Source organism: Microbulbifer pacificus (genome assembly GCF_002959965.1).
In the GTDB taxonomy this organism is placed as follows: Bacteria; Pseudomonadota; Gammaproteobacteria; order Pseudomonadales; family Cellvibrionaceae; genus Microbulbifer; species Microbulbifer pacificus_A.
This window is the reverse complement of sequence record NZ_PREV01000026.1, coordinates 2,190,084-2,204,255: the sequence shown is the minus strand read 5'-3', so window position 1 is coordinate 2,204,255 and position 14,172 is coordinate 2,190,084. Positions and strand designations below refer to the sequence as shown.

General features: G+C 57.7%; 14 protein-coding genes. 9 read left to right on the top strand and 5 right to left on the bottom strand.

Annotated elements, in window-relative coordinates:
• Positions 1-181 precede the first annotated feature (181 nt).
• The 3 genes from C3938_RS09655 (at position 182) to C3938_RS09645 (ending at position 5,336) form a co-directional block, all read left to right on the top strand.
• A complete protein-coding gene (locus C3938_RS09655; protein ID WP_105102924.1) occupies positions 182-2,104 on the top strand; it encodes a PrkA family serine protein kinase in 1,923 nt (640 codons plus the stop codon).
• A gap of 389 nt (positions 2,105-2,493) precedes the next feature.
• Entirely contained in the window at positions 2,494-3,774 is a 1,281-nt protein-coding gene (locus tag C3938_RS09650; protein ID WP_105102923.1) for a YeaH/YhbH family protein, read from the top strand.
• The gene (locus tag C3938_RS09645; RefSeq protein WP_105102922.1) at positions 3,774-5,336 is read left to right on the top strand and encodes a SpoVR family protein; all 1,563 of its coding nucleotides are present in this window, start codon (positions 3,774-3,776) and stop codon (positions 5,334-5,336) included. The genes C3938_RS09650 and C3938_RS09645 overlap by 1 nt, the downstream gene beginning before the upstream one ends.
• A 59-nt stretch (positions 5,337-5,395) precedes the next feature.
• On the opposite strand, the gene C3938_RS09640 is transcribed toward C3938_RS09645, so the two are convergent.
• Positions 5,396-5,959: a response regulator gene (locus C3938_RS09640; protein ID WP_105102921.1), complete on the bottom strand. Its 564-nt coding sequence runs from the start codon at positions 5,957-5,959 to the stop codon at positions 5,396-5,398.
• 489 nt (positions 5,960-6,448) lie between these two features.
• Between C3938_RS09640 and C3938_RS09635 the strand changes: the two genes are divergently transcribed.
• The 3 genes from C3938_RS09635 to C3938_RS09625 all read left to right on the top strand — a co-directional run bounded on the left by C3938_RS09635 (position 6,449) and on the right by C3938_RS09625 (position 9,068).
• A complete protein-coding gene (locus C3938_RS09635) occupies positions 6,449-7,681 on the top strand; it encodes a multifunctional CCA addition/repair protein (protein ID WP_105102920.1) in 1,233 nt (410 codons plus the stop codon).
• A 62-nt stretch (positions 7,682-7,743) separates the two neighbouring features.
• Positions 7,744-8,469, top strand: coding sequence for a pteridine reductase (locus C3938_RS09630; RefSeq protein WP_105102919.1), 726 nt, complete (start codon positions 7,744-7,746; stop codon positions 8,467-8,469).
• Positions 8,470-8,492: 23 nt separating this feature from the next.
• Positions 8,493-9,068 carry a phosphoribosyltransferase gene (locus C3938_RS09625; protein WP_105102918.1) on the top strand — a complete coding sequence of 192 codons (576 nt, stop codon included), beginning with the start codon at positions 8,493-8,495 and terminating at the stop codon, positions 9,066-9,068.
• Positions 9,069-9,086: 18 nt separating this feature from the next.
• On the opposite strand, the gene C3938_RS09620 is transcribed toward C3938_RS09625, so the two are convergent.
• Entirely contained in the window at positions 9,087-9,542 is a 456-nt protein-coding gene (locus C3938_RS09620) for a winged helix-turn-helix transcriptional regulator (RefSeq protein ID WP_105103315.1), read from the bottom strand.
• A gap of 126 nt (positions 9,543-9,668) precedes the next feature.
• Between C3938_RS09620 and C3938_RS09615 the strand changes: the two genes are divergently transcribed.
• Positions 9,669-10,778 carry an NADH:flavin oxidoreductase gene (locus C3938_RS09615; protein ID WP_105102917.1) on the top strand — a complete coding sequence of 370 codons (1,110 nt, stop codon included), beginning with the start codon at positions 9,669-9,671 and terminating at the stop codon, positions 10,776-10,778.
• Positions 10,779-10,940: 162 nt separating this feature from the next.
• On the opposite strand, the gene folK is transcribed toward C3938_RS09615, so the two are convergent.
• From folK to tsaD, 3 genes are read right to left on the bottom strand one after another with little or no spacing between them, the layout of a single operon-like run.
• Positions 10,941-11,438 (bottom strand): 2-amino-4-hydroxy-6-hydroxymethyldihydropteridine diphosphokinase, encoded by a 498-nt coding sequence (folK, locus tag C3938_RS09610; protein ID WP_105102916.1) that lies wholly within the window; start codon positions 11,436-11,438, stop codon positions 10,941-10,943.
• A 1-nt stretch (position 11,439) separates the two neighbouring features.
• On the bottom strand, positions 11,440-11,808 hold the full coding sequence (folB, locus tag C3938_RS09605) for a dihydroneopterin aldolase (protein ID WP_105102915.1): 369 nt from the start codon (positions 11,806-11,808) through the stop codon (positions 11,440-11,442).
• Positions 11,809-11,819: 11 nt separating this feature from the next.
• Positions 11,820-12,860, bottom strand: a complete 1,041-nt coding sequence (gene tsaD / locus C3938_RS09600; RefSeq protein WP_105102914.1) for a tRNA (adenosine(37)-N6)-threonylcarbamoyltransferase complex transferase subunit TsaD — start codon at positions 12,858-12,860, stop codon at positions 11,820-11,822.
• Between the two features lie 442 nt (positions 12,861-13,302).
• Here tsaD and rpsU point away from each other — a divergent pair, with 442 nt between their 5' ends.
• Both rpsU and C3938_RS09590 read left to right on the top strand, forming a co-directional pair.
• On the top strand, positions 13,303-13,518 hold the full coding sequence (gene rpsU, locus C3938_RS09595) for a 30S ribosomal protein S21 (RefSeq protein WP_010133379.1): 216 nt from the start codon (positions 13,303-13,305) through the stop codon (positions 13,516-13,518).
• Between the two features lie 200 nt (positions 13,519-13,718).
• A complete protein-coding gene (locus tag C3938_RS09590) occupies positions 13,719-14,162 on the top strand; it encodes a GatB/YqeY domain-containing protein (RefSeq protein WP_105102913.1) in 444 nt (147 codons plus the stop codon).
• The last annotated feature ends 10 nt before the right edge of the window (positions 14,163-14,172 follow it).

Sequence of the window (14,172 nt, the reverse complement as noted above, 5' to 3'; positions counted from 1 at the left end):
CCTGTTGCGACAGCAGCATCGTCGCGCACTCAATAGGCAATAAAGATAGCGTTCTCGCGCGTCAGCGCTCTTCAGCATTCGTTGCGGGATGTTTTCGCGGTCATCACACGCTGCAGCGCAGTCGGCACTCCACGGCAGGAGGCCTGCAACTGACGCGGTACGCTACAGGGAGTCGTACACCATGTCGATATTCAATCACTACCTGGAACGCTACGAGTCGATCCAGGAGGAAGAACTCACCATCCAGGAGTACCTGGAGCTGTGTAAAAACGACCGCAGCGCCTATGCCTCTCCCGCGGAGCGTATGTTGATGGCCATCGGCGAAGCCGAACTGGTCGACACTTCCCGCGATCCACGGCTGTCGCGCATCTTTTCCAACAAGGTCATCAAGCGCTACAAGGCATTCAGCGAATTCTACGGAATGGAGGAGGCCATCGAGCAGATCGTGTCCTTCTTCCGCCATGCGGCCCAGGGTCTGGAAGAGAAGAAGCAAATCCTGTATTTGCTCGGCCCGGTGGGTGGCGGCAAGTCCTCGCTGGCGGAGCGTCTGAAGGCGTTGATGGAGCAGATTCCGATTTACGCGATCAAAGGCTCACCTGTATTTGAATCGCCCCTGGCCCTGTTCTCACCGGATGAAGATGGCCAGATACTGGAAGAGGACTACGGTATTCCTCGCCGCTACGTCAGCACCATCATGTCTCCCTGGGCGGTGAAGCGCCTGCACGAATACAAGGGTGACATCAGCAAGTTCAAGGTGGTGAAAATACGCCCATCCATTCTCGACCAGATTGCGATTGCAAAGACCGAGCCCGGCGACGAAAACAACCAGGACATTTCCTCCCTGGTAGGCAAGGTGGATATCCGCAAGCTGGAAGATTTTCCCCAGAATGATCCCGATGCCTACAGTTTCTCCGGCAGTCTGTGCCGCTCCAACCAGGGGCTGATGGAATTCGTGGAGATGTTCAAGGCGCCGATCAAGGTATTGCACCCACTGCTGACCGCCACCCAGGAAGGCAACTACAACAGTACCGAGGGGCTCGGCGCCATCCCCTTTAACGGTGTAATCCTCGCCCACTCCAACGAATCCGAATGGCAGTCCTTCCGCAATAACCGCAACAATGAAGCGTTCCTCGACCGAATCTATATCGTCAAGGTGCCCTATTGCCTGCGGGTTAAGGAAGAAATCAAGATTTACGACAAACTGCTGGAACACAGCTCACTGGCGAAAGCCCCCTGCGCGCCAGACACCCTGCGCATGCTGGCACAGTTCTCGGTGCTTTCCCGGGTCAAGAACCCGGATAATTCCAGCGTGTTTTCCAAGATGCGCGTATACGACGGCGAAAATCTGAAAGACACGGATCCGAAAGCGAAAACCATTCAGGAATACCGCGACAACGCCGGTGTCGATGAAGGTATGAACGGCCTGTCGACCCGCTTCGCCTTCAAAATCCTGTCCAAGGTATTCAACTTCGATGCTACCGAAGTGGCGGCCAACCCGGTGCACCTGCTGTATGTGCTGGAGCAGCAGATCGAGCAGGAGCAGTTCCCACCGGAGCAGCAGGAAAATTACCTGGGTTTTATCAAGGAATACCTTGCGCCGCGTTATGTGGAGTTCATCGGCAAGGAAATCCAGACCGCGTATCTGGAGTCTTATGCCGAGTACGGTCAGAACCTGTTCGACCGCTATGTGACTTATGCGGACTTCTGGATTCAGGATCAGGAGTACCGCGATCCGGAAACTGGCGAGATTCTCGACCGCGCGGCGCTGAACGAGGAGCTGGAAAAAACCGAGAAACCCGCGGGCATTTCCAACCCGAAAGATTTCCGCAACGAGATCGTCAATTTCGTGTTGCGCGCCCGCGCGGGCAATCAAGGCAAGAATCCCGACTGGCGCTCTTACGAGAAGCTGCGCGCGGTGATCGAGAAGAAGATGTTCTCCAACACCGAGGACCTGCTGCCGGTAATTTCCTTCAATACCAAGGCGTCCGCAGACGACCAGAAGAAACACGCGGACTTTGTGGCGCGGATGGTGGAGCGCGGCTATACCGAGAAGCAGGTGCGACTGCTTTCCGAGTGGTATCTGCGGGTACGCAAGTCTCAGTAACTCAATCAGGTGGTTCCGGCGATATTTAGTGGCGGCGCAGGTGCCGATAAGGTTTTGCGAGACACGCCGTGAACCCATCCATGGGGGCTTGTCCGTCGGGCCCCTCCGACGGACAGTCTCGCAAAACCTTATCGGCACCTCCACCTTCGCATCCGCCAACATCGCCCCGAACTTCTCCGGAAACTGATTCTTGGTCTACGAATTCAGGAAAAAGAGAAGAAGTTAAATGCGAAGGCCCTGATGCCGGGGGCAGTTTGTGAGACCGTCTGCGGCCTGGATGGCCGCAGCCGAGCCCCCAGGGATGGGTTCACGGCGTGCCTCACAAGCTGCCCCCGGCATCAGGGCCGCCACATAACGACCTTATAACCAAACAGGTCTAAGGCAGTACTATGAGCTACATCATCGACCGTCGCCTGAATGGCAAGAAGAAAAGCACCGTAAACCGTCAGCGTTTTTTGCGGCGCTATAAAGCCCATATCAAGAAAGCCGTCGGCGAAGCCATGAACAGCCGGTCCATTACCGATATGGATAAAGGCGAAAAGATCAGTATTCCCACCCGCGATCTCAACGAACCCATTTTCTCTCATGGCCGCGGCGGCCACATGGAACAGGTGTTGCCCGGCAACAAGGAATTCATCACCGGTGACCGCATTCCCCGCCCCGGACAGGGTGCAGGTCAGGGCGGCGCGGGTGGCGGCGCCAGCGACAGTGGCGAAGGCATCGACGAATTTGTGTTCCAGATTTCCCAGGAGGAATTCCTCGACTTCATGTTCGAGGGACTGGAACTGCCGAACATGGTCAAGCGCAAACTTGCCGGCAATGAATCCTTCCAGGTGGTGCGCGCCGGCATCTGCAACGAGGGTTCACCCGGCCGCCTGAATGTGGTGCGCTCCATGCGCGCCGCCAACGCGCGTCGTATTGCCCTGAGCGGCGGCAAGCGCCGCAACCTGAAGCTCTTGGAGCAGGAACTGGAACTCGAGGAAGGCAAGGATCCGGCGCTGAAAGACCAGCGCAAACTGGACGAACTGCGCCTGAAAATCGAAGAACTGCACGGCCGCGTGAACCGAATTCCGTTCCTCGACGACTTCGATCTCAAGTACAACCTGCTGATAAAGCAGCCTCGGCCGCGCTCGAAAGCCGTCATGTTCTGCCTGATGGATGTTTCCGGCTCCATGAACCAGGCCACCAAGGATATGGCCAAACGGTTCTTCCTGCTGCTGTATCTGTTTTTACAGCGCAGCTATGAATATACGGAAGTCGTGTTCATCCGCCATCACACCAGCGCGAAGGAAGTGGATGAACAGGAATTTTTCTATTCCCGGGAAACCGGAGGCACCATTGTTTCCAGCGCGCTGAAAATGATGCGCGACATCATGCGCGATCGCTACCCGGCCAGTGAGTGGAACATCTACGGTGCCCAGGCTTCCGATGGCGACAACTGGAATGACGACTCCAGCACCTGCCATAAGATTCTGATCGACGACATCATGCCCCATGTGCAGTACTACTCCTATGTAGAAATCACCCCACGCGATCACCAGGCGCTTTGGGATGAGTACCAGAGCGTAGCGCAGGCATTCCCCGAACACTTTGCAATGGAGCAGATCATCGACGTGAAGGATATCTATCCGGTCTTCCGCCAATTGTTCAGCCAGAAGGTGGCCGCCTGATGCTAGATACCGTAACCGAGAACAAGCAGCCCATTTCCACTACCTCCGAGTGGACCTTCGAACTCGTGCAGGAGTACGACCGCGAAATTGCGCTGCTGGCCAAGGAGTTTGGCCTCGATACCTATCCCAACCAGATAGAGATTATCTGTTCCGAGCAGATGATGGATGCCTATTCGTCGGTAGGCATGCCAGTGGGTTACAACCATTGGTCTTTTGGCAAACAGTTCATCAGCGTGGAAAACAATTACCAGCGCGGACGTATGGGGCTGGCCTACGAAATTGTCATCAATTCCAATCCGTGCATTGCCTATCTCATGGAAGAAAACACCATGACGATGCAGGCACTGGTAATTGCCCATGCCTGCTACGGGCACAACTCCTTCTTCAAAGGCAATTATCTTTTCCGCACCTGGACCGATGCCAGCAGTATCATCGACTACCTGCTGTTCGCGAAAAACTATATCGCCCGCTGCGAAGAACGCTACGGCGTCGATGAAGTGGAATCCCTGTTGGACAGCTGCCACGCATTAATGAACTATGGTGTCGATCGCTACAAACGTCCCTATCCGATTTCCGCTCATGAAGAAGAGCGCCGTCAGAAGGAGCGCGAGGAATATCGCCAACGGCAATTGAATGATCTTTGGCGCACCATCCCCAAACTCGGAGGTGCGGAGGAGCAGCTTCCCACACACCGCTTCCCGGAAGAGCCGCAGGAAAACCTGCTGTATTTCATTGAAAAAAATGCGCCTCTCCTGGAAAACTGGCAACGCGAACTGGTACGCATCGTGCGCAAGATGGCGCAATATTTTTACCCACAGCGCCAGACTCAGGTGATGAACGAAGGGTGGGCCACCTTCTGGCACTACACCTTACTGAACGAACTGTATCGGCGCGGTAAAGTCACCGATGGGTTTATGCTGGAATTCCTGCAAAGCCATACCAGCGTCATTTATCAGCCACCTTACGACAGCCCCTACTACAACGGCATTAACCCCTACGCACTGGGGTTCAATATTTTTACGGATTTACGCCGAATCTGCGAAAATCCGACGGAGGAGGACAGAGCCTGGTTCCCGGACATTGCCGGCAGCAACTGGAAGGAAACCCTGCAATTCGCCATGCGGGATTTCAAGGATGAAAGTTTTATCCTGCAGTTCCTTTCGCCCAAGGTAATGCGGGATATGAAACTGTTCTGCATCACCGATGACGACCGGGAAAAAGAGATTCTGGTGAACGCCATCCACAACGAAGACGGCTATCGGGAACTACGCGCTAAACTGGCAGGGCAGTACAATCTGGGCAACCGTGAGCCGAATATCCAGGTGTACTCGGTCAATACCCGCGGCGACCGCTCTATAACCCTGCATCACACGCAACACCAGCGCCGGCCACTGGGCAAGGAAACCGGCGAGGTCTTGAAACATCTGCACCGGTTGTGGGGATTCAACGTGCATCTGCACAGCCTGAACGGCGATGAAGTTACCGCGAGCTTCCACTGCCCGGAACAGGGCAGAGACAGATCGGAAGAAGAGGAGTCCATGCTGGTACCCAAGCCGATTTGATCATCAACCTGGGCGTCCCAGCGAACAGCAAATCGTCAGCGTTCGGCCCAGGAAGCCGCTCAGGCATCCAGCAGGAGGTTGACCCTTCCAACCAATTCATTGCGATCGCAGCTCGCCGCCACCACGGCATCGGCACCGGCATCAAGCCAACGCTGCTGGTTGGTTTCTCCCTGCGGCGCAATCAGCAACACACTCACGGAAGAGAATTCGGCGCGGGAGCGGATAGTGTCCAGCACCTGAAAACCATTTATCCCGTCCAGATTGGTGTCGAGCACCAGCATGGTGGGCTTGGCGGTGGCAAGCAGTGCACCGGCACTGAAACTGTCGCCAGCAACATCTACTTCGCACCCGGCCTGCTGCAGCACCTGGCGACCCGCGGAGAGTTCCGGCGAGCTGGCAACCAGCAGAATCTTGCGCCTGGTACTACCGAGCTCCGCAGGTACCGGCATGGCGTTATCGCGCAGGAAACCCACGAAGTCTTCCACGCAGATGCGATGGTCGCCACGCCCCGGAAGCTTGTACGCCTTCAGTTGGCCGCGCTCAATCCAGCGGATGACCGTGCGGAAATTCACTCCGCAGTACCGAGCAGCCTCTCCGGTTGTTAGAACATGCACTTCGCTCATTTTATTACTATCCCCCACGAATCGCGCATTTACTTATTAATTATGCTGAATTAAACCAAATAAGCAGGTGTTAATTCTATGCCTATATATATTTAACGAACCAACCGACACATCCCTCAATAAAAGTTTGATAGCCATGGTTGACAGCTAAGACAGGTTAATTAGAATGGACAACATGTTGTGATAGGTCATTCAACCATCGCCAACAGGTGCTATCTACCCTGAACCTGTAGATATCTGTAACCATCTACCGGAAAAAGCGTGAAGTTGATGCACACGAGCTTGTTGGGTTTCTCTCTCTTCATGAATACCCTAAGACCCTGGGCCCCCTTGTATTTTCGGGGCCTTTTTTTTATCTTCCCGCCCCCTAATCCCCTAGTATTTACCTGACAAGCGCGACGTTTTGTCGGGAGTGACGGCATTTATGGCATTTCCTGCCCCCCTCCTTCTCTCTTCCACGACCGGCAGCAGCGCCCAGAGTGTGCCGCTGTGAAAATCTATCTGGTGGGTGGCGCCGTGCGCGACAAGCTGCTTCAACGCCCGGTCAGCGAGCGGGACTGGGTCGTCGTCGGCGCCACAGAATCTGCAATGCTGGAACGCGGCTTCCGTCCGGTGGGTAAGGACTTCCCGGTTTTCCTGCACCCGGACAGTGGAGAGGAGTACGCGCTGGCCCGCACCGAGCGTAAAAGCGGCCACGGCTACGGCGGCTTTACCGTCTACGCCAGCCCGGAAGTCACTCTTGAGCAGGACCTGCTGCGCCGCGACCTCACCGTCAACGCCATGGCGGAAACCGAGGACGGCCAGGTCATAGACCCCTACAACGGCCGGGCGGATATCCGCGCGCGCAAACTGCGCCATGTTTCCCCCGCTTTCAGCGAAGATCCTCTGCGTATTCTGCGGGTAGCGCGTTTCGCCGCACGCTATGCCCCGCTGGGTTTTTCCGTAGCTGATGAAACTATGACGCTGATGAAGGGCATGGTGGATGCAGGGGAAGTCGAACATCTCGTGCCGGAGCGGGTATGGAAAGAAGTGAGCCGGGCGCTCATCGAACCGCGACCGGATATTTTCATTCAGGTCCTGCGGGACTGCGGTGCGCTCAAGGTGTTGCTACCGGAAGTCGACCGCTTGTTCGGCGTACCTCAGCCCGCATTACACCACCCGGAAATCGACACCGGCGATCACATACTGCGCGCCCTGCGCCAGGCGCCGGCGGATCTGCCGGTGCGCTTCGCGGTACTGGTCCACGATTTGGGCAAAGGTATTACCCCGCAACACGTACTGCCCAGTCATCGCGGCCACGAGGCCGCTGGCCTGCCGCTGGTAAGCGATGTGTGCCAGCGGCTGCGAGTGCCCAACCCGATCACCGCACTCGCGCTCGGGGTGTGCGAATATCATCTGCACTGCCATAAAGCATTTGAGCTGCGCCCACAGACCATCCTCAAACTGCTGCGCGCCCTCGACGCGCTGCGCAGACCGGAGCGTTTTGAACAGTTTCTGCAGAGCTGTGAAGCTGATGCCCGCGGTCGCCTGGGCCTGGAAGACCGCGAATACCCGCAGGTAGATTACCTGCGCACCGCCCGCGAGGCCGCCGCCGGCGTGGATCCGCAATCCCTGATTGCCCAGGGCTTTGAAGGTGCCGAACTGGGCAAGGCCCTGGATCGTGCGCGTCTGAACGCCCTCACTGAGTTCAAGAAAACCTATGGTTCGCCCGGTCGGTCCTGACGCGCAATGCACCTGTTCAGTCCCACCAGATCAGCGCCACCACCTTCTTTACGGACATCGCCATGGCCACAGCCCTGATTACCGGCGCCGCCGCCCGCCTGGGGCGCGCGATCGCCGAAGAACTACATCTGGATCACCGGGTCATCATCCACTATCGCAACTCCGCGCAGGCGGCGCGGGCACTGGTTGACGAGTTGAACGATCGGCGCCCGGATTCCGCCGCCGCGGTACACAGCGATCTGAAATCCGCTGCGGATTGCCGACAGCTGGCGGACGCCGCGCTCGCTCATTTCGGCGAAGTTTCGGCACTGATCAATAACGCCTCCGCCTTCTTTCCCACCCCCATCGGCAGCGCGGATGAACAACAGTGGGACGAGCTGATGGGCAGCAACCTGAAAGCGCCGTTCTTTTTGAGTCAGGCTCTGGCGCCTGCGCTGGCCAAAACCCGCGGCTGCATCGTCAACCTGGCGGATATCCATGCCGAAAAGCCGATGCCCGCGCACACCATTTACTGCGCCGCCAAGGCCGGGCTGGTAATGCTGACCAAAAGCCTGGCGCGGGAGCTGGCACCGGCGGTGCGTGTCAATGCCGTCGCTCCCGGCGCGATTCTGTGGCCGGAACAGGAGAGTGAAGGCTATAACAAGGAGCAGATACTGGCGCGCATTCCCATGCAGCGCAGTGGTGACCCATCGGACATCGCCCGCACAGTGCGTTTTCTGGCAGCGGACGCCCCATATATTACTGGCCAGGTGATCGCCGTGGATGGCGGTCGCAGTCTGAATATCTGATTTTTAATGCTCGAGGTAATGCAGTGAGCGAAAAGCAATACATTTCCGCCCAGTCTCTACTGGATGATTCCTACAGCCTGGCACTGAAAGTAGTGGAGAGCGGCTTCCGCCCCGACTACATCGTCGGAGTCTGGCGTGGCGGCGCCCCCATCGGTATCGCGGTGCAGGAGATGTTCGACTTCCTCGGCTTCCACGCCGACCACATCGCCATCCGCACATCGTCCTACGCGGGTGTGGACCAGCGTCAGAAAGACGTGAAAGTGCACGGTCTCACCTATCTGATCAAACAGGTGGAGTCCCATGAAAAAATGCTGATCGTAGACGACGTGTACGACACCGGCCTCAGCATCCAGCAGGCCATCAGCGATATGCGCAAGGCGTGCAAGAAAAACACCCCGGAAATCCGTATCGCCTGCCCCTACTTTAAACCCAGCCGCAACCAGACCGATTTCGAGCCGGACTACTACCTGCACGAAACCGACAAATGGCTGGTCTTCCCCCATGAACTGAAAGGTTTGAGCATGGAGGAAATTCTGGAAAACAAAGAAGAGCTGCGCAAACACGAAGAGCGGCTGCGCAAACTGAAGAACAGGGATTAAATCCCGGCCGGGGCCGGTCTACTTTTCCAGGGGCGGCCCCGCGTCACCTACAAACAATACATCCCGCACGCTCAAAGCAGAGCCTTGGGCACCCTGCACCACGACAGGGGCAACAGGCTTTCCACTATCGCGCTCCACCAGCTGCATATCGTCCTTGTTGCCACTCCAGCGTTCACTCCACTGGCGCAGCGCCACGACAACAGGAAACAGATCCCGCCCCTTGTCGGTCAGTCGGTATTCATACCGGGTACCGTGCTCGCCCACATCCACGCGCACCATCACGCCATTGTCCACCAGGCGGGACAGACGCTCACAAAGGATGTTTCTGGCGATCCCCAGCTCCCCCTGAAAATCCACGAAACGTCGGGTGCCCAGCATCGCCTGCTTGATTACCAGCAGGGACCACCAGTCACCGACTTCATTCAGTGCGCAGGCCACAGAACAGGCCATATCATCAAAACGTTTTCGTGCCATGGGGCGCAGTATACGGGAAAAAGGTTGCATTAAGAAACCAAATCCAGTTTCATTACGCAACCTTATTTTGGACCGCCAGCGCAGCGCTGCACCGGCCCATCGAACCCCAGATATCGGGAGACAGCTATGAGTGGCACCCTGGACAGTCTGTTACGTCCGCTTGAACACAAATCCCTGAAACTGCGCAACCGAGTAGTCATGGCTCCCATGACGCGTACCGCCTCCCCGGGCTACGTGCCCAATGACCAGGTTGCCGGCTACTATCGCCGCCGCGCCGAGGGCGAGGTTGGTCTGATCATTACCGAGGGCACATTTGTCGAGCCTGCAGCCAACGGTTACGAAAATGTACCGGCCATCTATGGCGATGAGGCACTGGCGGGCTGGAGAAAGGTTGTTGCCGACGTGCACGCAGCGGGAGGCCGGATCATTCCGCAGTTATGGCACGTGGGTTCGGTACGCAAGGAAGGCACCGGCCCGGATACATCGCTTCCAGGATTCTCTCCCTCTGGCCTGTTCAAGCCCGGCAAGCCCAGCGGCCAGGCCATGACCAGGGAGGATATCCAGAACACCATTCAGGCCTTTGCCAACGCTGCAAAAGCGGCCAAAGAGGTGGGCTTTGACGGTGTCGAACTACATGGCGCCCACGGCTACCTGATCGACCAATTCTTCTGGGAAGGCACCAATCAGCGCAGCGATGAGTACGGCGGCTCTCTGGAAAAGCGTACGCGTTTTGCCGTGGAAATTATTGAGGCCGTACGCGATGCCGTGGGCGAGGACTTTGCGATCGTGCTGCGCTACTCGCAGTGGAAGCAGCAGGACTACGACGCACGCCTGGCCCACTCCCCGGAGGAACTGCAGCGCTTTCTCACCCCGCTTGTAAATGCAGGCGTGGATGTTTTCCACGCGTCTACAAGACGCTTCTGGACGCCGGAATTCGAAGGTTCCGATATGAACCTGGCGGGCTGGACCAAAGAACTCACCGGTAAACCGGTCATTTCCGTCGGCAGTGTCGGCCTCGACGACGATTTTATCGGCGGCAATAACCAGGGCATGGGTGGCACCGCCAACCCCACCGGCCTCGACGAGCTGGCCCGCCGCATGGACAACAACGAGTTCGACATGATCGCCGTGGGACGCGCGCTTCTGCAGGACCCTAACTGGTTGCAGAAAGTCAAGGAAGGCCGGGAGGAAGAGATTGTGCCGTTTACCAAGGAGGCGCTGGCAAGCTTGAGCTAAGGCTCGACCCCATCCCCGGTAAACGCTGCAGGCAACCAAATGGCGACACCGCTACCGGGTATAGCTTAAACGTCCGCAACCATCCAGGCTGCAGACGGCCCCGCAAAGCAATACCCGGTATCGATGCCGCCATATCACGCTTCAGCACATTACCCTCTTGGCTCAAGCCAAGGGCCAATCAAACTCCACCGGCCACAGTTTCTGCGAAGCCTGATCGTATTCGTCCCACAACTGCTGATAGCTCTTTCCCTGAAGCGGATGCACAAGATCCGGAGCAAGCTCAGACAGCGGCAACAAAACAAACGCGTTTTTGAGAATTTCCCCGCGCGGCAGCTTTATGCCATCCACCTCACCGGCGAGGTCATCGTAGGTGAGAATATCGATATCCAGCGTCCGCGCGCTGAACTTGGGGCCGCTGCGTAATCGACCGTTTGCGTCTTCAATCGTGCGCAGCAGCAGAGCAAGCTCGCCCACAGGCAAACTGGTTTCAATGGCGGCGACAAGATTGTAAAAATTGTCCCCATCAAAACCCACCGCCTCACTCTCGTACACCTGCGACATGCGCAGATCGCCGAATGCCTCGACCAGCGCATCCAGCCCCGCGCTCAGGTTTTTCTCGCGATTAATATTGCTGCCGAGGCTCAGGTAGACCGTTGCCATCTCAGACCTCCCCCGCCTGCTTTTGCCCTCGCTCAATGAGAACCCCGACATCGCGCGCACCGCGCACCGCACCGGGCTTGGACAGGCGAAGGCGCAGCCAGCTCACGTTGAATTCCTTGCGCACAATCTCTGCCGCCTGCTCCGCCATGGTTTCCACCAGCAGAAATTCGCTGCCCTCGATAAACGCGATCAGGCGCTTGGCCACGGCCTTGTAGTTGAGCGTGTGCTCAATGTTATCTGTGCGCGCGGCTTCGCGAATATCGAACGCCATTTCCAGATCCAGGCTTACGGTCTGGCGCACTTCGCGCTCCCAGTCGTAGATACCGATGATGGTGTCCACTTTGAGGTCGCGGATATAGACGATGTCCAAAGTTGGTCTCCTTATTCCGCGCCGAGGGCGCCGGTCAGTTCGGTCAATGGCCAGCGCGGGCGCACGTCGATATCGAGACCGGTACGCTGCCCCGCCTGCAGACGCAGACAACCGGCGTAGGCGATCATGGCACCGTTGTCGGTGCAGAATTCCTGGCGCGGGTAGTAGACGCTGCAGCCATCTTCGGCGAGACGCGCCTCAAGGCGCTGGCGCAGTAATTTATTGGCGGAAACACCACCGGCAATCACCAGAGTCTGACGCCCGGCCTGCTTGAGGGCCCGGCGACATTTGATCACCAGCGTGTCCACTACCGCCTCCTGAAACGCGGCGGCGATATCCGCGCAGGTCTGCTCATCCGGCAGACCGTCTTCCAGCGCGTGCTGCTGTACCGTGGTGAGGGTAAATGTCTTGAGACCGGAGAAGCTGAAATCCAGCCCCGGTCGATCGGTCATGGGGCGCGGAAAGGTGAAACGCAGTGGATCCCCCTTCTCCGCGAGCGCGGCGAGGCGCGGGCCACCGGGGTAGTCGAGGTCAAGCATTTTGGCGGCCTTGTCGAAGGCCTCGCCCGCCGCGTCGTCCAGAGACTCGCCCAGCAGTTCGTACTGACCGAGCCCCTGCACATCCACCAGCTGGGTATGACCGCCGGAAACCAGCAGGGCCACAAACGGGAAGGCGGGCGGGTTCTCCTCCAGCATCGGGGCTAATAGATGCCCCTCCATATGGTGCACGCCGACGGCCGGCACATTCCAGCCAAACGCCAGCGCGCGACCGGCACAGGCACCCACCATTAAAGCCCCGATAAGGCCGGGCCCCGCGGTATAGGCGATGCCATCGATCTCTTCCGGACGGGTGTTACTCCGGGCCATCACTTCGCGAATCAGCGGCAACAATTTGCGCACATGATCGCGACTGGCAAGTTCCGGCACCACACCACCGTAGTCCGCGTGCAGTTTTACCTGACTGTAAAGGGTGTGACCCAATAGCCCCTGTTCACTGTCGTACAGGGCGACGCCGGTTTCGTCACAGGAAGTTTCTATTCCGAGTACTCGCACGGTGCTTTCAAGGCCCTCTCAAGGTTTTTTTAAGGTTCTTTCACGTTCGTCAATCAGCCCACCGCCGGGACAGAGCGGACAAATGACCGCTGCGATCCGGCTGGAAGGGGCGCTATCATACTCTCTATGGATGCCGAGGTGCGCCGCCTGCCACAGTTTACGCGCACCCGTGCAGGTCGCCCTCGGGCGAAAATGCCTGACCGATGCGTCAGCGGCCGGCCTTCGCGGCCAGCAGACGTCCGGCCAGGCGCTATAGTTATTCGCCCGGACAGGGATACCGCCGCAAGGCTTGCGAAGGCCAAATCATCTGTATAGAATTTGCGCCCTCGCTGTGAACCGGCCTCCGGATTGCATCTGCGAGAAGAGCAATTTGCCGGACAGGCCACGCCAGATGCCCACGCTTGGGCGCTGGCAGAGAGAAACGAATTTTACAGGTAATCTAATGCCCTCAGTACGCATCAAAGACAACGAGCCCTTTGACATCGCTCTGCGCCGCTTCAAGCGCTCTTGTGAAAAAGCCGGTGTACTCTCCGAAGTACGTCGTCGCGAGTTTTACGAAAAGCCCACTTCCGTTCGCAAGCGCAAGGCTGCCGCTGCTGTTAAGCGTCACGCCAAGAAAATGCAGCGCGAAAACCGCAAGTTCCAGCGTCTCTACTGAGTTCGAGCTTAATCTCTCGCTCACAGCAGGATGACGCGAACCCGGTTCGCGAACTGAAACGGCGCCCGAGGCAACTCGCGCGCCGTTTTTTATTTTGTCCCGCAGCGGGCTTTGCTTCCCTGCGACGATCCGCCAATATTGACCGCTATTTCGCTCTTATAGCGGACAGAACACTGGACGACACAACCCTGGATAACATCATGAGCACACTCAAGGAAACCCTGGCCACCGCCACCAAAGACGCCATGAAAGCCCGCGAGAAGGCGCGCCTGGCGACCCTGCGCCTGATCAATGCGGAGATCAAACGCGTGGAAGTGGACGAGCGTATCGAGCTGGATGACGCCCGCATCCTCGCCGTACTGGACAAGATGACCAAGCAGCGCCGCGACTCCATTACCCAGTTCGAGAAAGCCGGCCGCCCGGAGCTTGCCGAGGTGGAGCAGCAGGAAATCGACGTGATCCAGGAGTTCCTGCCGGAACAGCTGTCTGAAGCCGAGATTCAGGAAATCGTCACCACCGCGGTCAAAGAGACCGGTGCCAGCAGCATGGCAGACATGGGCAAGGTGATGGCTCTGGTGAAGCCGCAGGTGCAGGGCCGCGCCGATATGGGCGTCGTCAGCAAACTGGTTAAAAGCGCCTTCTAGTCTGAGACCC

Bases quoted from the DNA above. Each gene is read 5' to 3' on its own strand.
- C3938_RS09655 (WP_105102924.1), top strand. From the start codon at position 182: ATGTCGATATTCAATCACTACCTGGAACGCTACGAGTCGATCCAGGAG.
- C3938_RS09650 (WP_105102923.1), top strand. From the start codon at position 2,494: ATGAGCTACATCATCGACCGTCGCCTGAATGGCAAGAAGAAAAGCACC.
- C3938_RS09645 (WP_105102922.1), top strand. From the start codon at position 3,774: ATGCTAGATACCGTAACCGAGAACAAGCAGCCCATTTCCACTACCTCC.
- C3938_RS09640 (WP_105102921.1), bottom strand. From the start codon at position 5,959: ATGAGCGAAGTGCATGTTCTAACAACCGGAGAGGCTGCTCGGTACTGC.
- C3938_RS09630 (WP_105102919.1), top strand. From the start codon at position 7,744: ATGGCCACAGCCCTGATTACCGGCGCCGCCGCCCGCCTGGGGCGCGCG.
- C3938_RS09620 (WP_105103315.1), bottom strand. From the start codon at position 9,542: ATGGCACGAAAACGTTTTGATGATATGGCCTGTTCTGTGGCCTGCGCA.
- C3938_RS09615 (WP_105102917.1), top strand. From the start codon at position 9,669: ATGAGTGGCACCCTGGACAGTCTGTTACGTCCGCTTGAACACAAATCC.
- folK (WP_105102916.1), bottom strand. From the start codon at position 11,438: ATGGCAACGGTCTACCTGAGCCTCGGCAGCAATATTAATCGCGAGAAA.
- rpsU (WP_010133379.1), top strand. From the start codon at position 13,303: ATGCCCTCAGTACGCATCAAAGACAACGAGCCCTTTGACATCGCTCTG.
- C3938_RS09590 (WP_105102913.1), top strand. From the start codon at position 13,719: ATGAGCACACTCAAGGAAACCCTGGCCACCGCCACCAAAGACGCCATG.